The organism is Kyrpidia spormannii (assembly GCF_002804065.1).
GTDB lineage: Bacteria > Bacillota > Bacilli > Kyrpidiales > Kyrpidiaceae > Kyrpidia > Kyrpidia spormannii.
Genome location: NZ_CP024955.1, coordinates 331,530 through 350,861, shown reverse-complemented (window position 1 = coordinate 350,861; position 19,332 = coordinate 331,530). Strand labels below are relative to the sequence as shown.

Sequence of the window (19,332 nt, the reverse complement as noted above, 5' to 3'; positions counted from 1 at the left end):
CTACGCTCTCCCGATGAGTTGGATCACTCCGCTCGACGCGTCCAACCGAACGGCATCACCGGTCTTGACCCGTTCATAAAAAGCGGCCTCCACCCGATCGACCATGGGCACGTCGAGAATGATGCAGGTCGCCACGAGGACGGTGTCCGGGTGCTGGACCACCACCGCTTTCGGGGCATTCCCCCGCATGGCCAACTGGTATAGCCCGTCGGTCTGGACGACGGAGCTCCCTTTCCCGCTGGGGAAGACCAAAATCTTCCCCGAGACGCTGACGCCGTAAAGACAGTGGCCGTCCTCGATGACCTTGCCCGTCTCCGGGTCGCACAGATAAAAGCAGATATCATCCTGGGAAAACAGAACTTCCCCGGATGCCACGCCCCCGGAGATTTTGTGGCACGCAAAGGCCTCCGCAGCTTGGGGTGCCGTCATGCGATCACCCCCTCGATCGCCGCCTGAACACAGGCCTCCAGGCTCCGGATCACAAAGTTCATCTGCCTGCGTTTCGTGTAATAGGCGCATTTGGGCGATTCCGTGGCTCCGGTTTTACCCTCCAGGTGCTTCCAGATCGGCTGGTCCACGCAGGTGTCCTGAAGCACGTGCCCCCCCGCCCTCTCGATAACGTCCACCAGGCCCATCCGGGCCGCCACCTCCCGGGTATACGCCGAGGTGTTGATCCACAGCTCCACCCGCAGCTTCTTCCCCCGCACCAGCTCGGCGATGGTCTGCAGCTGGCGCAGGCTGAGGTGGGGGCAGCCGAGAAGAACGAAATCTACCTGACCCGGGGCTTGGGAGATCTGTTCCCGAACCTCCAGCAAGTCCCGGTCTGTGACGGTCACGGTGTCCACGGGCTCCCGACCGCCCAGGGCCGCTTCCAAAGTCGGTGCCTCGGGGGTGAGGCCGACTATGTGAAACATGGGCACGGCCCCGGCGGTGTTCAGCTCGGCACACAGGTTCATGAGTGCCTCCGGGGAGGCCGTATCGGGGATGCCCACGAATACCGGGATCCGGTGGCCGATCTTTTTCGGCACAGCATATCCCAACAGTTGGTAGTCAAAATCACTCGACAACTCGGCCTTGACGTCCACCACGATTTGCCCCCGGCGGTTCTCAGCCAGAAGTAGCCCGTACTCCGGTACCCGGCCGGCCACCGCGGCGCACAGCGCGCTCTGGGCCGACTCCCGGTTGCTCCGGGCCCCGTAGACGGCGTTCACATAAGGGGTGGCGCTGGACTCGGAAAAGGGCGACCACCTCTCCCTGACGCGGGATGTTGTCCAACAGGTAGGGGGTGCAGCTAAAATTCAACACCGCCCCGATGGCCCGATACGCCCGGTACGTCCGCTCCATCTGCTTTTGCTCGGGGGTCAGCCGGCCCACCATCATCGGAGTGCTGAGGCTGCATCCGCTGTATCGAGAAGGGCCGCAACGCCAGGTGGGGGGAATCTCGTGGTCACAACCGAGCGTTAAGCCCACGTAAAGACTTCTGGGGTTTCCGGGAACTATGCCGTGGCGGCACACTGGTGTTAGAGGCTAGAAAGTCGATCCTCACAGTGGGGGGATTTCGGTGGCAAAGCGAATCGGCAATCTTGGCACTAACCGGAGAAGTCCCGGGATTCGCAAAAGACCCTCGGCCGCACCGGAACGATTCACCGCGAGATTCCCCCTCTTCTGCTCCCCTGCGCAAAAGACCCCGTGGGCATCAGCCCGGTCAATGGGAGCGGAATGTCCAACACGATCTCTCCCCCCTCCGCGATGGCGATGCCACGCTTCACAGATTCAGCAGCGCGCGCAGTCCCCTGCGGATCGTCTCCAGTTCCGTCGGGGCCAGCGTACCCAGGTACTCCACCGTCCGCTGTAGGTCGAGTGCTCGCACCTGGTCCAAGAGGATGGTCGATGGCCGACGAAGTCCGCCGGCGCCGGCCGGCAAGCGTGGGTAAAGCAGGGGATTCCTCCTGGCCCACTGCCCGGCGCTCGTCGTCGCCGGTGCAACGAGGACCACGCCAAAGCGGACGGGCTCCGGCGGCACGCCAAGCACGACAGCCGGGCGAACCCCCTCCTGCTCGTGTCCCGGCGGGACGTGCCCAGGCAGGTGAACCAAGAGAATGTCTCCTGGCTCGAGGCGGTCACCGATCATGCTTTCCGCCCTCAACCACAGGACCTACGCCCGGCACGTACCGCACCGGCTTTCCCTTCGGCGGGCCTTCCGGTCCCCAGTCATAAGGTGGAAGTTCCCCGCCCAGGTCCGATTCCAGCCATGCGCCGTCCTCTTCCGTTGCCTCACGTTTTTTGGGCAGCTTCTTCCAAGGCACCACGAGGCTGCCCTTCACGCCCTCCAGCCCACGGCGTGCAGCCGCCGGATCCTCGAAAGACAAAGGTTCCTCTTCCTCGCCCTGGAGGAAAGCCTCCAAGTCCTTCTCACGCACCCGCCACAGGCGCCCGAGTTTGATCCCTCGCAGGCGCCCGGTCCGGAGCCATTCGTAGACTGTACGTTCAGCCACAACCAAGTGCTCAGCCACCTGCTCAGGAGTCAGCAGCTTCTCCATGCTTCTACACCTACCTACGTAGAAGTATATGTCACTTCATGCTCTCAGACAACGTGTTCGCATATAAGGTGTAACGTAAAGATCTCTAGGGTTTACGGGAATTATGCCGTGGCGGTACACTGGTGTTAGAGGCTAGGAAGTCGATCCTCACAGTGGGGGGAATTCGGTGGCAAAGCGAATCGGCATTCTTGCGGCTGCGGCCTTGATCACCATCGGTCTCATCTACGTCATGACAGGCCCCTTTCGCGACAATCGAATCGTCACCGTGGCGGGCGACATCCTGTTGCCGATCCTGTGGTTTGCCACCATAGGGATCTTGGGCGCTAACCGGAGAAGTCCCGGGATTCGCAAAACACCGGTGACCAACCGCGCCCCGGTTTCCGGGAATGGCCGCACCCAGGAGAGTTCCCGCACCCACTCTCGGCCCGACTGGGGGACCATCCCGAAAAGTCTGGATCTGCAAAAAGACACGCCCTTGGAACCTTTAGCGGAACGATTGGCCGCGTCCCTGGATCCGGCCTATGTGGAGAAGGTCAGAAATCGTTGCCTCAAAGATCACCCGGAGTGGACAGCCGAGGAATTCGATTGGGCCTTATTCGAGCTCAAACGCTTTTTCCTCATGTCGGCCATCCTCCGCTACACGCCCATGTACAGCCAGACGGTGGACGAAGTGTGGCACACCATGCTCCTGTTCACCCTGGAATACGAGGATTTTTGTACCCGATTTGCCGGCCGGATGATCCATCACGTCCCGAATCCCGATCCCATCCTCAACCCCGGGGAGAGGGCGTGGTTCGATTGGACCTATCACCAGATTTTCCATCCGCTCCCCTACAGTTGGTTCGCATGGAACGGATTTTTCCGCTATCCTTTGCCCGCCGATCTCATTCAGGAGTTTGAGAAAAGCGAGTTTTCAGCCTTGAAGGAAAAATATTTCCGTCCAGACACTCCTTACGCCCATTGGCTGGTCAACACCCTGCGGGACCAGATCAGTCAGGCAAAAATAAAGCTCGCCGGGAGTTCGGGAAGCACGAAGGGGCGCCGAACCGCCAAAAAATCGCCCATCCCAGCCCTGGCCGCCGGCGCCGCTTCGATGGTTTATTTTTCCTTGGCCGAACCGGAACAGTTTGCCGCAAGAATGGCCTCCGCATCGCCTGCGACGGCCGCCGCTGCAAAACGGGACCGCTCGGGCGGCGGCAGCTCCTGCGGATCCTGGGGGTACTACTGGGGGGATGGCGATTCCCACCACCACTCCCCGGGTCACAACGGCTCCTCTTGTGGCGGCAGTTCCTGCGGAAGCAGCTGCGGCAGCAGTTGCGGAGGCGGATGCGGAGGGAGTTGAGGAACGAGGCCGTGAAACACCCAAGGTTGAGCTCAAGCAAACGCTTGATCTATGCAACATGCCCTCGCGACCGTTCCAATCCAGAAGACTATATCGTGGGATTTATCCATCCAAATACTGACGAACTGTACATAAAAATGGTGCAAAATTCTGTAAGCCTGGTCCGGATAGGACACCTTGCAGTGATTACGACAGGCGAAACGATTGCCGCTCCCTCCCACTTATCCCCCGGCCCTGAGTCCCGCAACGCGCGCAAGCCCGCCCACACTCAGTTGCCCTGGCCGCATCGCTTCCAGCGGGCATGGCGCCCTTTTTGAATGCACTCGATGACACCTTGGCGGCTCAATTCGTTCAAAACACGCGTAACCATTGACCGACTGATTCCGGGACACAGCTTTTCCACGTCAGAAATGCTAAAATCCGCCACAAACCCGTGAACCACGTTTTGAATTCGTTCCTTCTTCCATCCCCGATGCTTCGCCGCCTCAGTGTCCCCCACCCGCTGCTCGAATCTCCGATACGCTTCAAGCAGCATGGTCAGGAAATATTCCATCCAAGGCGTTAAATCATGTTCACCCTCATGCCAACCCTGCGATGACCGGTACAATGTGTCATAATACTGATCCTTCGTATCTTCGATCACCCGTGCCAAACTGATGTATCGTCCCACGACGTACCCGCTCTGATAAAGCAACAGAAGGGACAAAAGCCGCGCCATGCGTCCATTCCCATCAGCAAAGGGATGGATGCACAAGAAATCCAGGACAAAGGCGGCGATGAGCAGAACGTCCGGCCATTCTCCGCGCTGCAGTTCCAGGAGAAACAGGCGGCACAACTCTTCCACTGCGCCTGGTGTTTGCCATGCCGGTACGGTTTGGAAACGAATCCTCCGCTCACCATCCGGGGCAACCTCTTCGATATAATTGTCCGCCATCTTCCATTGCCCGCCTTTACCGGCATACTTCATCAGATCCCGGTGCAATTGGAGAATCAAATTTGAGGTTAACCGCATGTGTTCATGATGCTCGTGAATCATCCTCAACACGTCACGGTACCCCGCAATCTCGGCCTCCGACCGGGTTTGCGGCTCAGATGCGTGTCGCATGATGGACGTAAACCTTCGGGTCGGCACAACGATGCCCTCGATTCGGTTCGACGACTCCGTACTTTGAATGACGGCATACTCCCGCAACGTATCAAGCACCTGCGGGATTTGCCGCTGATACAACGCCTGCTTTCCGCGGTACTCGGCAATCCGGTTGGTCAGCACCACAATGCCTTTGCTGACAGGCCACCTTCCCATGACATCGGGCATAAACGAACGCACATGAACCACATCCGGTCGAGATAAATAGTATCATTTGATGGATACATTATAACCTTACTTTCATAGGTATAAAATACTGTTTTCGTAATCTGGAGTCAACAAACCGCTCCGCCACCGGAGTAACTGTTCACCACCAACCCAACCGGTTCCATTTTGAGCCCCTCCGAACACGCTGAATCAACGCATCCACCTCCGCCTGCCACGTTGAGGCTTCCTGCACTCCACCTTGACCGGAAACTATATCCAACCGTACAATAAAACCGAATATGTTTCGAACCATTCCCATCATTCCTATTTGGGAGGAGAAATTTGGTGAAACGGTTTTCTAAGATCGCTGTCTCGGCAGCAACCCTGGCCGTTCTCTCCACAGGGTATCCCGTCCCGAGCGGCCCCGTGCACGCCGCCCCGGGGCAAGTGCCCGGCCCTGCCGCGGCGCCCGACTCTGTCACCACACCGGACACCGTCGCGCCCGCCGGGCAAACGGGGACCCCGCCCGTCGCATCGGCGGTCCCTCCAACCGTTCCGCCGACGAAGGCGCCCACCCCGCCGCCGAACGCCATCAGCGAGAAAGAGGCGGTGGCCAAAGTTCGCGCCCTGTTTGACGGACTGGGAGAATTCCCCTATGTCACCGCGTACTATCTCCCGGGAGATCCCCGAGCCGGCATCTTTATGGGATCCAGACCCACATGGGATCTGACCTTTTTTGCGACCGATCCGTCCAAATTCCAAGGCCCGCCATCGGAGCCGCCGGACACGCTCAATGCAAGGGTTGATGCCATAACCGGCGCAATCCTGGACTTCTCACGGATGAACCCCGCGTGGACCGGCGATCGTCAGCCGGACAACCAACTGGCGCTTCAAGCCGCCACCGCTTTCTTGCAAAAGGTGGGCTCTCCTTTTCGCGATCAGGGGCTGGAGCGAATCGGCGGCGGCGGAATCACCCAAACCGCCACACCCGGAACAAAAACTTTACAGTGGCGGTTCGCAGTGGTAACGTTCAGCGAGAAAGTGCACGGCATTCCTTTCCCCCAAAATTCCCTGGACATCCGGGTGGATCAATTCGGTCATGTCATTGGGATGCAGATTATGCATCCATTTGACAGTTCGAAACTCCCCGACCCCTCCGGGGCCATCTCGTCGGACGAGGCGCAAAAATTGCTGGCGGCCCAACTCCAACTGGAAAAAATGTATCTCACGACGCCGTTCCATCTGGATTCTTCCGGGCAGCTCCAAAAGGGAGACCGGCCGGTCCTCGGCTATTTTCCCATGCGGCAGGGGAGCATCGACGCCTTTTCAGGGAAACCGTTTACCGGAGGACTTTCGATACCGCCGAATATGGAAATGAATAAAACCCTCTCCATCATCGGTCAGGGGCAGGCCCTTCAGGCCAAGGACAAAGACACGGCCGCACGCCTGGTGGCGGATTTCCTGCATATGGATCTTTCTGGGATGACTTTTGAGGAGCAGACACCGCCTCCGGACACCTTGAGCGGTTATCATCCGCGGGTGTTGACTTGGTCGCTCCGCCCGCCCGCGAGTTCCCCGGCCGCGCAAGGCTCAACCATTGCCCCCGCGGAACAGCCGAGCCACATCAACGCGGTGTTTGACGCCGACACCGGCCAGTGGCTGGACCTGAACGTGGATACCCAGATGCTTCGAGGCAAACCGGCGGTTCTGTCCATGGAACAAGGAGAAGCGAAGGCCCTCTCGTTCCTGCAGCAGATTTTGCCCAAGGGCAGCCAAACTGTTCAACTCGTTTGGGAAATGGACGGTTCCAAGCCACTGCCGAGCCCTCCGGACTGGTTCGACCCGGCCAAGGATCCCAACTTCATGCCGGAGCCGCTGCCGGTGTACACATACATCTTTCGTCCATTGGTTCAGGGCGTGCCCATCCTGGATCGCATCTACAATGTGCAAGTGGATGCAACCACGGGGCGGATCGTGGGATTCACACTGCCGCCCGCGTCATCGCCGGCGCTGCCGGATAATCGAGATACCATCACTCCGGAGCAGGCCAAAACGGCTTTTCTCCAGGCGCAGCCCATCCGGCTGGTGTACACATGGCCGGCATTCGGCAATCAGGCGGCCCCGCAAGGCCAGTTGGTGTACGAGTTCGATCCGAATCACCCGATCCAGTACATCGACGCCTTCACGGGGAAACTGGCATTTTTCGGCGGTCGTTAGGTGTATACCTTTCGGATTGGTCAAACGGACCGGTCCCTCCATCCCGCAACGGGCGGGTATGGAAGCGGGAGGGCGAAGCGGCGCGAGAACTGACTCCGGTCTGAAAAGGAGCATGGCACTGGTCGGCGAGCTTTGCGAGCAAAGGCCCCCGCTGTCCTCATTGGATCGGGGGCCTTTGATTTTGAGCCGTTTCAGCTTGTTTCCGGTGAACCCGAGCGATTGTCACCGATGTCTATTCTATCCAGTCCTCAGAGTCCGACGATCCCGACTTTATCGTGATACCAAGCTGCTTCATCAAAGCTTCTTGGAGGACGCGCGAAAAGTTAATGTGACGCTCTCCCACCGCTTTCTTTAACCAACTCGGCAGGGTCACGGTTTTTTTAACGGCCCGGGTTCGATAGTTTTCGCGGTAAGGTGGCATCCAGGCTCGAACCAGGACCACCTCTTGCTTTTCTTGCAGATCGAATCTCTTTCCAACGCTCGGTTTGGGAATCGGTCGGCCTTCTTCTTCGAGAATAGAGAGATATCCGGCCAACACGTCTTCCGCCAACCGATGTGCTTCCTGAACGTCCGAGCCGCCGGTGAAGCATCCGTCAAGGTCGGGAAACTCTACGGATACGCCGTCCTCCCCAAAGGTGAAAATGGCCGGGTAGAAATAGCTGTCGGGAATGTCACTTCTGAACTTTTCATCGGTCATTTTGTTACTCTTCATCGCTGTCCCACACCCACCCCAGGTTCGGAGATTTTATGAAGGTGTTTGCCGCCCCGAAGTAGAATTATAACATCCAGCGAGCTCGTCACAGACATCGGGAAAATCACGTTGCGTTTTCCAAGCCTTTTGAGTACTTGTAGAGGACACTTCCGATGGACCACGATCGAAAGCAATTTTGTCCCAATGAGTGGGGGAAAAAATGAGTGATGCAATTTGGCGCCGTATCCGCAGATATGTAGAACAGGGGCATGAAACGCCCAAAGTCGATCTCAAGTCGACCAATTCCCTCAAGTCTGATAAATGTCCACCCCACGCATACATTTTCAATTAATAGTTTTTCAAAAGGTGGACACCTCACCCCCTCTTCGTTTCGACAGCCCATAGTTTTCCACCCGGCCTCCCGTGCAGGGCATCGAAATCGGCAGGGGATGCAACCGGGCTTTTCACGGCTCCCGACGCTTAGTTCCACCGTTGTCCCGGTTCTTCTCTTGAGCAGGCATGAACGTTTGTCCGGTCAGTTCCTCAACCGCATGTTGCAGCTCTTGCATTGTAAAAACAGTTTGGCCGAAAAAAGCTTTTCGCCATCCTCCTCAAAAATTTCACCAGCCTCGCGAACGATATCCTCAAGGCTCATGATACCACTTTTTAACGGCGCGCGTTTCTGCGGTTTTGGGGTCGATTTGATCCAAAAACACGAGCCTACACCCCCGGAATTTTGCGAGTGGGTTTCCCCCGCTCCCCCTTGTGGAGCGGGGGAAGAGGCTTGCCCCAAAAGGCGATGGACCAAAAATTCGCCACGGGCCTGGGCAACTCCCGATTGCCCTCCAGGTCCTCGCGAACAACCTGCTCGAACCGGTCGCGGCCGTAGGTTTGGGCGGCCCACTCCACCTGTTCCCACGTACCCGCGACCATGACCGTTTTGATCACAAACTTCCAATTCCGGACCGGGTCAATGCTTTCGGGCACGTAGTTATGAAACAACGGCCAAAGAAATTCCGGTATGTTCTCAGGGATTGCCACTCCTCCGCGCCCCCTTTGCCTGTATTTTTATTATGGAGAATCCCGTGAATGATGTCCAACACCCCCCGTTGACAATCCCCACCAACATCAGGTAAAAGGTAGGCAACCGCCTGATCTCCTCGAACCAACTCCCGGTCGACGACCACCCTCGGAAAGGACGGTGCGGATGTTCATGGACCGCTTCGGTATCGGCGACCGTTTGTTGCAGGATATCGTCGCCGTCCTCAGCGGCAATGAACGCGTCGAACGCGCTGCCGTCTACGGTTCCCGAGCCCGGGGCGATTACCGCAGATCCTCGGATATCGACATCTGCCTGTACGGAGACAAACTGACCGCCAGGGATGTGAACCTGCTCCAGGACGCTTTCGAACAACTCCGAACCGCTCTCCGTTTTGACGTGGTTCACTATCAGCGGGTCTCGAATCCATCTTTAAAACAGGCCATCGACCGGGAGGGGGTGCAGATTTATGTCAACCAATCGGGTCTCCGAAAAATACCGTGATTACCAAAAAGCTCTTCGTCGGCTGGGCGAAAGTCTCACGATCGACCCGGATCAAGATATCGTCGTGGACGGCGTCATCCAACGATTTGAGTTTACCTTTGAGCTCAGCTGGAAGCTGATGCAAGCGTACCTGGCCCGAGAAGGTTTTGAGGTCAACAGCCCGTGGAGCGCGATTCGGGAAGCTTTTTCCGTCGGGCTGCTCGACGACGGGGACGGATGGATTGATATGATGCTGGATCAGAACCGTGCTTCCCACACGTATGACGAACAGACGGCGAGAGACATCTATCAGCGGATTAAAGAATCTCATTATCCGAAACTTTGCGACCTGGAGACGAAGATCGCCGGCTTTTTAAAGCAGGAAGGGCGAGAACCGAGAATCGATCGACCGGGCGGAACAGAGTCATGACGACCGAACACACCACAGCCATGTCTCCCGCCGGTGTTTCCCACGCCATCCATCCGAAGCTCTATACACGTATGGTCGTACGTATTATAATGGTCTCGAGAGTAAGTGGGGTGATGGAGCCGGTGAAAAGTTATTCGTCCCGAGAGCTCATTAAAATCATCGAGGCAGACGGATGGTACTTTGTGAGAGCCGTCGGTGACCATCACCATTTTAAACATCCAACAAAGCCGGGCAAAGTGACCATCACCCATCCCGTAAAAGATGTGCCGACCAACACAGTTCGAAGGATCTTTCAGCAGGCGGGCCTTCTACCTCCAAAATAGCACGCTGTCCTAGCGTAGATAGAGTGGGAGTGATCGCGCATGGCAAAGGATCGGTATGTGTATCCGGCAATATTCGAGTATGCCGACGACGGAATCTCCATCGAGTTCCCGGATCTTCCCGGATGTCTGCCATGCGGCCATACCACAGAAGAGGCCCTGAAAAATGCTCGTGAAGCACTGGCCCTTCACTTGTACAGTATGGAACGGGACGGGGACCCGATTCCGGAGCCGACACCGGTCAAGAAACTGCGTCCCGTGGAGAACCAGGTCATTGTTCTGGTTGAAGTGTGGATGCCGCCATTCCGTGACGAGATGGAACAACGTGCGGTCAAAAAGACCCTCACCATTCCCAAGTGGCTTGATGACCTGGCACGGGAACGAAATGTGAATTTCTCCCATTTGCTCCAGGACGCCTTGAAGCAATATCTTGGCGTGAAAGACCGCGTGTGATCCAACTGCCTCCACCGGGCCATCTGAGCTCGGTGCGATGATTTCGAGCTCAAGTTGACTGTTCTTGAACGCAACAACCAGTTCATGGACAATGACCGTCGCCGCAATGAGACTGTCCATCATCGGCAGTGTCAGTCCTTGCCGCACGGCTTGGTCTCTCAATCACCCCCGGAGAACCTTCTAAAAGGGGATCCTCTGGTCCTTGAAACGTGTCACCGGGCGACGGTGCCGACAGAACCGACGGCTTGGAGGGCTTTTCCCCATTCCGGATCACGTAAAATACTCAATGATCGCCCCGGGAACATAGTCGGCGATCCACCGGTGAAACCATTCCCGGATCTCCGCCTGTTGTTCGTCGGGATACACGAATTTGCCGATTCCGTAGCGGCCCCATTTATATTTGCGCCTTGACTCGTCCAGATCAAGCTTGGTCTTGGGATATCGTTTTTCAATGACCCGTTTTGCAGGGCGGGTGAAACGGTGCTGAATCAGTTCAAAGGTCACACCTTGGCGACGGTCCGGGGGCATGGCCCGGCTCACCCGCCTCACCAGCTCTTCATATTCCTCCCGCCATCCCTCGTACAGATAGATGGGCGCGATAATGAAGCCGAGGGGATAGCCGGCCTCCGCCACCCTGCGCGCCGCCGCCAGGCGCTCCTCGAGAGAAGCGGTGTTCGCTTCAAAATTCCGCACCACATAGTCGCTGTTCACGGAAAAGCGGATCCGGGTGTGACCGTTGTGGCGGGCGTCCAGCAGACTGTCCACCAGGTCGTACTTGGTCACAAACCGCAGTCGCCCGTATTCCTCTTGTCCCATGAATTCGATCAGCCGGCGCAGATTTCCCGTCAGGTGCTCCAGACTCAGGGGATCGGAGGTGCAGGCCGCTTCAAAACGAGTGATCCGGGGTCTGCGCTCGTCGATATAGCGATGCGCCCGTTCAAGGATTTCCGGAATGTTGACATACACCCGCACGTAGGGCTTGGCGCCCAGAGTGGTCTGCAAGTAACAATAGTGGCAGTGGCCGATACACCCGGTCGCGATGGGAATGGCGTATTCCGCCGACGGCCTGGAGGTGTCGAATTCCAGGCTCCGGCGAACCCCGACCACCAGGGTTCGTTTTGCGTTTCGATACCGCTGCAGGTCATCATCGCCGGGTATGCCGGTCACCCGGTTGTGGGACGTCGTGTAACGAATCTCGACGCCGAGATCCTGAAGACGACGGTAAATGTCCCGGCCAATAGGGTAGTCCAACGCCCGGGGTTCGAAAAAGGCGCGATCCGGAATGAACGGTTGCATCGTCTCTCCTCCGGGGACGCCGTGCCGTCAGCCTCCATCCAGCCGGGCTCCGGCGGGCGATATGATCTTCATCCCCTAGTAGATCGTTTCCCTTGTTTCGACAGCATTTGCAATCGACATATGATAGGGTAAGGTGACGATACGTGTAGAAATGAGGGAGCAGAATGCCGGGGCGTGTCTATCGAAAGTTGCATCCAGAAATTACACTGACGGAAGAGGAACGAATGCAGTTGGAACGCATTCGCCAATCCCGCTCGGAAAGTGTTCGCCATGTCCAAAGAGCGAGCATCCTTCTCCTGTGTGCGGACGGACAGAACAAGGCAGCCATTGCACGGGACTTGGGCATGAGCCTCGTTGCGGTCAACGGAACAATCCGCCGCGCTCGGAAAGTGGGCGTCTTGCAAGCCTTGGATGATCTGCCCCGCTCCGGTCATCCGGAGGTCATCACCCCGGAAGCGAAGGCTTGGCTGATCTCCTTGGCTTGCCAAAAGCCGACGGCCCTTGGATACCCGCACGAAGTGTGGACGTACAGCCTGCTGGCGCAACATGTCCGTGCACATTGTGAGGAGGCGGGACACCCGTCCTTGGCTCGCCTGGCGAAAGGAACCATCTCAAAAATTCTGAGAGCACAGGACATCCACCCTCACCGCATCGAATACTATCTGGAAAAACGCGACCCTGAATTTGACGCCAAGATGGCTGAGGTACTGGCGGTCTACCAAGAGGTGGAGATCTTACGGGAGGCCGGCGACCCGCAAGCTCCTCTGAAAGCCATTCTGTCATATGACGAAAAGCCAGGCATCCAGGCCATCGCGAACACGGCACCTGACCGACTCCCTAAACCGGGAGTGGGAGGAACGCTTCAGCGGGATCACGAATACGTCCGGTTGGGGACGCTCAGTGTTCTCAGCGGGATTGATCTTGTAACGGGCCATGTGCATCATTCGTTGTGCGAACGACACCGGAGTGCGGAGTTCATTGAGTTTTTGAAGGTGGTCGATGCGTACTATCCGCCCGGTGTAGAGATCCACATCATTTTGGATAACCACTCTGCTCATACGTCCAAGCAGACCCGAAGCTATTTGGAAAGCGTGCCGGGCCGTTTTACATTTGTGTTCACACCGAAACACGGTTCTTGGCTCAACATCATCGAATCTTTTTTCGCCCAAATGAGCCGGACTGTTCTGCGGCACATCCGGGTGAACTCGAAGGAGGAACTGCGGGAACGGATTGAACAGTACTTGGATGAACTCAACAAACACCCCGTTCCATTCCGATGGCGCTATGGGCTTCAAATGGTCAGAGAGTGACAAAACCTTTCAAGCATGTCGAATTATGCGGTGAACAGTTTTTCGGAAACGATCTACTAGTATGCCTCCAAAACCCTTCCCCACGTTCAATCTTCAGCGCGCGAACAACACTTCGGCTGCGTCTCCACCCACCTTCGCCTAACGTGTGCGATAACTCCTCGCGCCAAAATTCAGACGTAAGCCCACAGGTTCCCATCACCCATCCTGGAGCCCCTCCCCACTACGCCATTCCTATTTCTCCTGATTTACGATCGCCCGAATGTTAGTACTTTATTCCCGCTTATTGCAACATAACTTTGCACTCCGCAGGAGCAGGATCAGCCTAACCTCACGCCCAGTTCTCGAAGCATAGCAAAGGTATCGACACTTGTAACATCAAATGCGCGGCATACGTTTGGAATCGGAACCTTGCGCTTGATCTTGTCATCAAACTGCTCATGGGTGACGACAACATATCCACGCGTCCTCGCGAACGCAACGAGCCAACCATCCGCACCGCCCGCAAAATCCGCTTTCGCCGCATCCGAAAATTGACTCCGGCTGTGCACCCACTCCATAATTGAACGATAGCACTCGATGACGGAATGCTCTGCGGTGGAGACAAACCAGTCGTGAAACTCATTCTTTGCCCATTTGGCCAGGTCATCATTGCCCTTCTTGAGTTCCTCACTTACCCGATCGATACTCAACACGCGCCCTTGGATTGCATGTTCAATCAACGCTCTCCAAAATGCAGGAGCGAGATCAAAGGCATAGTATCTTCTGGCCGCCTCGATAAACACATTTGCGTCAAGTACATATGTTATCACATCCACCATGACTACTCCCCAGTATCAAGACGTTGGGCGTACCGTTCGAAGGATGTCCCGTATAACCCGGTCAGACGATACGCCTCATCATATAGAGTCCTACCCTCCTTCACGGAGCGGACAACAGCCTCCGCGAAGCGCCGGCTGATTCGAAGATGCTGCGTTAGATAGAAATTCCCACCGACATGATCCTGATCTTGACTGTCCCGTTCGCGGCTCACATAACCCCTGTAAAATTCCAGGAAGTCTTCACGGCTAATCAGGGCCAAATCAAGAGCCCTTCGTGCGATAACCAACTCACTGACCTTAAAATGGCGGGCAATCATTTGATAGGGTCTCGCCTCGTGTTTCATTTGGTCCCAAACCGACCGCAACTCCTCCGCAGGAACAAGGAACTCGGCGGCAGCGCGATCGCATTTTTGCTCCAGTTCGTCGTTCGCCGGCTGGAGTTCCCGCAGATCAAAGGCAGCGCTCTTACCGAACCAGATGTGTGCCAATTCGTGCGCCAAGGTAAACATCTGAGCCCCCTTAGCATCGGCACCATTCACAAAAACGAGGGGTGCGTATTCGTCAACCAGCACAAACCCCCGAAATTCCTTTACATCCAGTTTGCGGCGTGTATTGTTTCCCACGATACCGTTCACCACGACAAGGATACCGACATTCTCCATCTTCCTTTGCAACGCCCGCAGGGCTATCTCCCAAGTCGATTGCTTTTTTGCCCACCCGGCGTCAATGCCCAACGTCTTCCTCATCGCCCGAGCAATATCGCCGGGGTCACTCGCCGCACTTGCTGATCCAACAAAAGATAGCGGTTCCTGCCCTCGCTCCACGAGGTAGTCACGCATCCATGCCTGGCGTCTCTCCATCATGCGAACCGTTTCCAAAAGTCCAGGACTCGGTCGGGTCACGTGTTTACCGTCCAGAGTGCGAAACAGGTGTATCGGCAACCGCTCCTCAGGAGGCTCAGAAAGAAACAGATATCCGAGTGGGACGGAAGTCGCAACCGCGAAATTTTCAAGTTGCCGCAATGTTGGCTGGCTTTCCCCGCTAAGCCATTCAGGAAGTTTGGGAAACTTTTGTTGGAGCGCGATCGGGTCTGCCGTCCGGTCAATCGCCCATCGTAGCACCCGTTCGCTTACAGCCACGGTCGTCATCGGCCGACCTCCTTTCACTGGGGTCAGTAGAAAGCCAGAATAATAAACGGATTTTTTAGATCGCCTCCGGGTGGCCACCCCCCGGTCGTTGAGATGTTCTCCCATGTAAATTCGTCCGGTACGGCACATTTCATACCAGTGAGAGACTGAAGGGAGTACCACAACCGGGAATCGCCATCGTCCTCCATACTAGCATACTCGATCCTAATCTCGCGTGAATGTCCTCACCGCACCGCCTCTTTGGATACCTCTTCTCGGCGCACCCCCGCCGACCGGTCCCGGCGAAACAGGATCGCCAGGGTTTGAAACAGAATTTTGATATCCAACAAAATAGAATAATTTCGTATGTAAAGGAGATCGTACCGCAGTTTGTCTTCGGCCGTGGTACTGTAATTGGCCATCACCTGGGCCAGGCCCGTAATCCCCGGCTTCACCGCCATGCGGTACCCGTAATGGGGCAGGTCTTGCTCAAATTGCTCAACAAAATGACGCCGTTCCGGCCGAGGCCCCACCAGGCTCATGTCGCCTTTGAGCACGTTGAACAACTGGGGTAACTCATCCAACCGGGTCGAGCGCATCAGGCGCCCCAAGGGCGTGATGCGCGGATCATCCTCGGAGGCCAACACCGGGCCCGTCAACTTCTCGGCATCCCGCACCATGCTCCGAAACTTATAGAGCACAAAAGGTTTCCGCCGTTCCCCCAGCCGTTCCTGGCGATACAGGGCAGGGCCCGGAGAGGTCAACGGAACGAGCACGAACAGCAATATCATTAGGGGAGAAGTTAACATAATCAACACTGCAGACGCAACCACATCCATCAGACGCTTCACCGATCGCTGAAACGGAGACAGGGTCGGCGGCGTCACCGACAGCACCAGTAGGTCGTCGATCTGTTGCCACTGGGTCCCGGCCAAAAACAGCTCATAAGCATCGGGAACCAGCAGCACTTCCTTCCCACAGCGAACCCCGACCCGCAAAACAAACTCTTTGTGCTCTCTCGACAGCCGGGGCGAGAGCAACAGCACGTCCACATCATCCAGGATATCCGGTTCTTTTTCCAATTGGTCTGCCGTGGCCGTTCCCGCCACCGCAAACCATCCCGGCGCATGACGCGCCAGCTTTTCACGATACCGTGCCGCATCCAGCGACCCGGTGGACACGATGAGCACCCGGCGCTTGCCGCTGGTCATCCAATGGGTGGACCAAGCAACCACCCGGGCCGACATAGCCAGAATGGTCTCCAGGAACATCCCGAGGAAAATGACCGTGCGCGGAAAGGCGAATCCCCGGCCCCAGAAACTCAGGGCCATGATCACCAAGGCCAGCAACGCCTCGGACACGATCACCGATTGCAACATCTGAACCAGATGTTTCCTCGCCGTGGTGGCGTACAGATCGAAAAAATAAAAAATCAATAAGGCCGCCGCGCCAACCCAAGGGGCCAAAAAGAAGAATGGGTCAAGGTTCTCCGGCGGAATGCCGTGATGGAAACGCAGAACATAGGCGAGCATGAAGCTGCCGTACAAGATCGCGAGATCCAAGGCCATCCAGAGGATTTTCTTGACGATGCTGTCCCCGGAGGTATTCATGGCCCATCTCCTTACTTTAAAAAGCTGTCCTTGCCGACACCGGTCGGGGCACCAGCGAACCGCTGTTCATAATTCGCCAAGGTCCGCTCAAGCCCCTCCTGCAGCGTAAAGCTCGGCTCCCAGTCCAGCACCCGGCGTGCTCGATCGTTGGCAAGATAACTGTCACGGATATCCCCCGGTCGAGGCTCCCGATGAACGGCCCGGGCCTTCGAGCCCGACAATTGACGCAATGTATCCCACAGTTCATTCACCGAGGTGGGATGACCGGTTGCGATGTTCACCACTTCCCGAGACCCGAGGGTTATGGCCGCTACATTGGCCGCCGCCACATCTTCCACGTAGACAAAGTCCCGGGTCTGCTCCCCGTCCCCATCGATATAAGCCGTCTCCCCCCGCAACAGCTTGTCCACAAAGATTGAGACGACTCCGCCCTCCCCATTTGGGTCCTGGCGGGGACCGTAAACATTGGCAAAACGCAAAATCGTATAGTCCAGGCCGTACAAATCCGCATAACGTCGGATGTACAATTCCGGGGTGAATTTTGAAATGCCATAGAAGGAGGAGGGGAGGATCGGGTGCGCCTCGTCAATAGCCAGATACTGAGGCTCACCGTACACGGCGGCCGATGAGGCATAGATGATCTTCCGCACGCCGTATTCCCTGCACTGGTTCAACACGTTGACAGTACCCAGTACATTGACCCGCCCGTCGGCCAGAGGATCCCGGATTGACCTGGGCACATTGCTTTGCGCAGCGAGGTGAATCACCACCTCCGGACGAACATTCCCGAAGACATCGGCGAGGGATTGACATTCCACGGACTGAATATGTAACAGGGCCAAGGGATGGACCTGATCCTCTCGACCAGTGCTCAGGTCGTCCACCACCGCCACATCGTGGCCTTCTTCACACAGTCGGTCCACCACATGGGAACCGATAAAACCCGCACCCCCGGTTACCAACACCCGCACCCGTTTCACCTCCGCACCCCGATACTCGCGTTATTGAACCTCGGAGCATCGCCAACTCCCCAACGAATCCTATCGGCCCGAGACATACGAACAAAAGTTATTCTACGTCAAAGGACAAGGTTCGACAAGCCAATCCCCGCCCGCCAGGCACAAGAAAACAACTTTCAACGCCACCTCACCGCCGATGTTCGCGCAAAACCTCTTCATAGACTTGCCAGGTCCGATTTAGCATCTTGTCGAGCGTAAAATGCTGTTCATACCGACGCCTGCCGGCTTGTCCCATGCGTGTACGGAGGTCTGGATTGGTGATCAACCGCTTCAGCCGATCCCGCAGGGTCACCTCATCCCCCCGTGGCACCAAATATCCGGTCTCCCCGTCCACCACCGCCTCGCACACGCCTCCCACGTCCGACGCCACCACCGGCAGTCCCGCCCGCATCGCTTCCAAAATGCTGATCGGAAAGCCCTCCCAATTTGACGTCAACACAAACACGTGGGCTTTTGCCAAGAGTTCGGCCACATCTGCGCGGGCACCAAGAAAGGTGATTCGATGGCAAATCGAGGAGTTCGCTGTCAGGGCTTCCATTTCTCGGCGAGTTGGCCCATCGCCGACAAAGGACAAGGAAAACTCCCCATTGAGACCTTCAAGTGCTCGAATCAAAAGCGATTGATCTTTTGGTCGGGCAAAACGAGCCACCATCACAATGCGCGGCTCATCAGTGTTCGTCGGTTCTGCTCTCCGCGGCGTATCCGCAATCCCGTTGCGGATGGTCACCAAGGTGTTTTCATCGGCTATCCGATGCCGCAGAGCCAGGATGCGATCCGCTTCTGATACCGTAATGATCCGCTCACACCAGCGCCCCGCCCGCCGTTCGCTAACCGTGGCGACGATCTTGCGGCCCCACGGCACACCGTCTGCGAACGCCCATCCGTGGGCGGTAAACACCGCCGGTACCCCAGCCCTGTATGCCGCCAACCGCCCCAAAAACCCCGCCTTCGACGAATGAGCATGAACCAGGTCGGGCTGGAACTTGCGGATCAACGAATTGATTTCCCACAAAGCCAACCAATCCTTCGCAGGACTCACAGGCTGGACCAGATGGGGAAGCACATGAACGTCTATGCCGGAATCCCGAACCTGTTCAGCCAAATACCCTTCTTCCCCGACTCCCAGAACGATGTCGGCCCGACCCCGGAAACCGCGAATCAAATCCAACACATGCGTTTGCGCCCCGCCCTGCTCGCTGCGGGTGATGAGGTAGAATAGTTTCACCAAGCCACTCTCTCTTCCTTCCACATCTTGCTGACCTGTGTTCCGCTTAGCAGACGCAACACCCCTTCGGTGAGCGATTTACACAAAAAAAGAGGTACGGAAAAGTGCTCAGTAAATG

At 56.8% G+C, this 19,332-nt stretch carries 20 protein-coding genes; 7 read left to right on the top strand and 13 right to left on the bottom strand.

Going from position 1 to position 19,332, the window contains the following annotated elements; all coding sequences use genetic code 11:
• The 4 genes from CVV65_RS01875 to CVV65_RS01860 all read right to left on the bottom strand — a co-directional run bounded on the left by CVV65_RS01875 (position 1) and on the right by CVV65_RS01860 (position 2,540).
• Positions 1 to 429, bottom strand: coding sequence for an aconitase X swivel domain-containing protein (locus CVV65_RS01875; RefSeq protein WP_100666707.1), 429 nt, complete (start codon positions 427 to 429; stop codon positions 1 to 3).
• Positions 426 to 1,211: a 3-isopropylmalate dehydratase large subunit gene (locus tag CVV65_RS01870; protein ID WP_269148832.1), complete on the bottom strand. Its 786-nt coding sequence runs from the start codon at positions 1,209 to 1,211 to the stop codon at positions 426 to 428. The genes CVV65_RS01875 and CVV65_RS01870 overlap by 4 nt, the downstream gene beginning before the upstream one ends.
• A gap of 554 nt (positions 1,212 to 1,765) precedes the next feature.
• Complete coding sequence (locus CVV65_RS01865; RefSeq protein WP_100666706.1) at positions 1,766 to 2,131, bottom strand: type II toxin-antitoxin system PemK/MazF family toxin; 366 nt, start codon at positions 2,129 to 2,131, stop codon at positions 1,766 to 1,768.
• The gene (locus CVV65_RS01860) at positions 2,121 to 2,540 is read right to left on the bottom strand and encodes a helix-turn-helix domain-containing protein (protein WP_100666705.1); all 420 of its coding nucleotides are present in this window, start codon (positions 2,538 to 2,540) and stop codon (positions 2,121 to 2,123) included. The genes CVV65_RS01865 and CVV65_RS01860 overlap by 11 nt, the downstream gene beginning before the upstream one ends.
• Before the next feature lie 166 nt (positions 2,541 to 2,706).
• Here CVV65_RS01860 and CVV65_RS01855 point away from each other — a divergent pair, with 166 nt between their 5' ends.
• On the top strand, positions 2,707 to 3,882 hold the full coding sequence (locus CVV65_RS01855) for a glycine-rich domain-containing protein (RefSeq protein ID WP_100666704.1): 1,176 nt from the start codon (positions 2,707 to 2,709) through the stop codon (positions 3,880 to 3,882).
• A 268-nt stretch (positions 3,883 to 4,150) separates the two neighbouring features.
• On the opposite strand, the gene CVV65_RS01850 is transcribed toward CVV65_RS01855, so the two are convergent.
• Complete coding sequence (locus CVV65_RS01850) at positions 4,151 to 5,209, bottom strand: Fic family protein (RefSeq protein WP_232796679.1); 1,059 nt, start codon at positions 5,207 to 5,209, stop codon at positions 4,151 to 4,153.
• Positions 5,210 to 5,521: 312 nt separating this feature from the next.
• Between CVV65_RS01850 and CVV65_RS01845 the strand changes: the two genes are divergently transcribed.
• Entirely contained in the window at positions 5,522 to 7,393 is a 1,872-nt protein-coding gene (locus tag CVV65_RS01845) for a PepSY domain-containing protein (protein WP_100666702.1), read from the top strand.
• Between the two features lie 232 nt (positions 7,394 to 7,625).
• Here the strand turns inward: CVV65_RS01845 and CVV65_RS01840 are convergent, their stop codons facing one another.
• Positions 7,626 to 8,105, bottom strand: coding sequence for a type II toxin-antitoxin system HicB family antitoxin (locus tag CVV65_RS01840; protein ID WP_100666701.1), 480 nt, complete (start codon positions 8,103 to 8,105; stop codon positions 7,626 to 7,628).
• 699 nt (positions 8,106 to 8,804) lie between these two features.
• The gene (locus tag CVV65_RS16660; RefSeq protein WP_157935339.1) at positions 8,805 to 9,125 is read right to left on the bottom strand and encodes a DUF6922 domain-containing protein; all 321 of its coding nucleotides are present in this window, start codon (positions 9,123 to 9,125) and stop codon (positions 8,805 to 8,807) included.
• A 166-nt stretch (positions 9,126 to 9,291) separates the two neighbouring features.
• On the opposite strand from CVV65_RS16660, the gene CVV65_RS01830 reads away from it, so the two are divergent.
• The 4 genes from CVV65_RS01830 to CVV65_RS01815 all read left to right on the top strand — a co-directional run bounded on the left by CVV65_RS01830 (position 9,292) and on the right by CVV65_RS01815 (position 10,809).
• A complete protein-coding gene (locus CVV65_RS01830) occupies positions 9,292 to 9,627 on the top strand; it encodes a nucleotidyltransferase domain-containing protein (protein ID WP_100666700.1) in 336 nt (111 codons plus the stop codon).
• Positions 9,593 to 10,036, top strand: coding sequence for a nucleotidyltransferase substrate binding protein (locus CVV65_RS01825; protein ID WP_100666699.1), 444 nt, complete (start codon positions 9,593 to 9,595; stop codon positions 10,034 to 10,036). The genes CVV65_RS01830 and CVV65_RS01825 overlap by 35 nt, the downstream gene beginning before the upstream one ends.
• A gap of 113 nt (positions 10,037 to 10,149) precedes the next feature.
• Positions 10,150 to 10,359 (top strand): type II toxin-antitoxin system HicA family toxin, encoded by a 210-nt coding sequence (locus tag CVV65_RS01820; protein WP_232796746.1) that lies wholly within the window; start codon positions 10,150 to 10,152, stop codon positions 10,357 to 10,359.
• 39 nt (positions 10,360 to 10,398) lie between these two features.
• Positions 10,399 to 10,809 carry a type II toxin-antitoxin system HicB family antitoxin gene (locus CVV65_RS01815; RefSeq protein WP_100666698.1) on the top strand — a complete coding sequence of 137 codons (411 nt, stop codon included), beginning with the start codon at positions 10,399 to 10,401 and terminating at the stop codon, positions 10,807 to 10,809.
• Between the two features lie 270 nt (positions 10,810 to 11,079).
• Here the strand turns inward: CVV65_RS01815 and splB are convergent, their stop codons facing one another.
• A complete protein-coding gene (splB, locus tag CVV65_RS01810; protein WP_100666697.1) occupies positions 11,080 to 12,105 on the bottom strand; it encodes a spore photoproduct lyase in 1,026 nt (341 codons plus the stop codon).
• A gap of 164 nt (positions 12,106 to 12,269) precedes the next feature.
• Here splB and CVV65_RS01805 point away from each other — a divergent pair, with 164 nt between their 5' ends.
• Positions 12,270 to 13,415 carry an IS630 family transposase gene (locus CVV65_RS01805; RefSeq protein WP_100666696.1) on the top strand — a complete coding sequence of 382 codons (1,146 nt, stop codon included), beginning with the start codon at positions 12,270 to 12,272 and terminating at the stop codon, positions 13,413 to 13,415.
• Between the two features lie 317 nt (positions 13,416 to 13,732).
• On the opposite strand, the gene CVV65_RS01800 is transcribed toward CVV65_RS01805, so the two are convergent.
• The 5 genes from CVV65_RS01800 to CVV65_RS01780 form a co-directional block, all read right to left on the bottom strand.
• The gene (locus CVV65_RS01800) at positions 13,733 to 14,233 is read right to left on the bottom strand and encodes a DUF4411 family protein (protein ID WP_100666695.1); all 501 of its coding nucleotides are present in this window, start codon (positions 14,231 to 14,233) and stop codon (positions 13,733 to 13,735) included.
• Between the two features lie 2 nt (positions 14,234 to 14,235).
• The gene (locus CVV65_RS01795; protein ID WP_100666694.1) at positions 14,236 to 15,381 is read right to left on the bottom strand and encodes an ImmA/IrrE family metallo-endopeptidase; all 1,146 of its coding nucleotides are present in this window, start codon (positions 15,379 to 15,381) and stop codon (positions 14,236 to 14,238) included.
• Between the two features lie 224 nt (positions 15,382 to 15,605).
• Positions 15,606 to 16,970, bottom strand: coding sequence for a sugar transferase (locus tag CVV65_RS01790; RefSeq protein ID WP_100666693.1), 1,365 nt, complete (start codon positions 16,968 to 16,970; stop codon positions 15,606 to 15,608).
• An 11-nt stretch (positions 16,971 to 16,981) separates the two neighbouring features.
• Positions 16,982 to 17,941: an NAD-dependent epimerase/dehydratase family protein gene (locus tag CVV65_RS01785; protein WP_100666692.1), complete on the bottom strand. Its 960-nt coding sequence runs from the start codon at positions 17,939 to 17,941 to the stop codon at positions 16,982 to 16,984.
• Between the two features lie 175 nt (positions 17,942 to 18,116).
• Positions 18,117 to 19,214: a glycosyltransferase family 4 protein gene (locus CVV65_RS01780; protein WP_100669104.1), complete on the bottom strand. Its 1,098-nt coding sequence runs from the start codon at positions 19,212 to 19,214 to the stop codon at positions 18,117 to 18,119.
• Positions 19,215 to 19,332: the final 118 nt, after the last annotated feature.

Coding starts and splice junctions, on each gene's coding strand:
- CVV65_RS01875 (WP_100666707.1), bottom strand. CDS start 429: ATGACGGCACCCCAAGCTGCGGAGGCCTTTGCGTGCCACAAAATCTCC.
- CVV65_RS01865 (WP_100666706.1), bottom strand. CDS start 2,131: ATGATCGGTGACCGCCTCGAGCCAGGAGACATTCTCTTGGTTCACCTG.
- CVV65_RS01860 (WP_100666705.1), bottom strand. CDS start 2,540: ATGGAGAAGCTGCTGACTCCTGAGCAGGTGGCTGAGCACTTGGTTGTG.
- CVV65_RS01840 (WP_100666701.1), bottom strand. CDS start 8,105: ATGAAGAGTAACAAAATGACCGATGAAAAGTTCAGAAGTGACATTCCC.
- CVV65_RS01830 (WP_100666700.1), top strand. CDS start 9,292: ATGTTCATGGACCGCTTCGGTATCGGCGACCGTTTGTTGCAGGATATC.
- CVV65_RS01825 (WP_100666699.1), top strand. CDS start 9,593: ATGTCAACCAATCGGGTCTCCGAAAAATACCGTGATTACCAAAAAGCT.
- CVV65_RS01820 (WP_232796746.1), top strand. CDS start 10,150: ATGGAGCCGGTGAAAAGTTATTCGTCCCGAGAGCTCATTAAAATCATC.
- CVV65_RS01815 (WP_100666698.1), top strand. CDS start 10,399: ATGGCAAAGGATCGGTATGTGTATCCGGCAATATTCGAGTATGCCGAC.
- splB (WP_100666697.1), bottom strand. CDS start 12,105: ATGCAACCGTTCATTCCGGATCGCGCCTTTTTCGAACCCCGGGCGTTG.
- CVV65_RS01805 (WP_100666696.1), top strand. CDS start 12,270: ATGCCGGGGCGTGTCTATCGAAAGTTGCATCCAGAAATTACACTGACG.
- CVV65_RS01800 (WP_100666695.1), bottom strand. CDS start 14,233: ATGGTGGATGTGATAACATATGTACTTGACGCAAATGTGTTTATCGAG.
- CVV65_RS01795 (WP_100666694.1), bottom strand. CDS start 15,381: ATGACGACCGTGGCTGTAAGCGAACGGGTGCTACGATGGGCGATTGAC.
- CVV65_RS01790 (WP_100666693.1), bottom strand. CDS start 16,970: ATGAATACCTCCGGGGACAGCATCGTCAAGAAAATCCTCTGGATGGCC.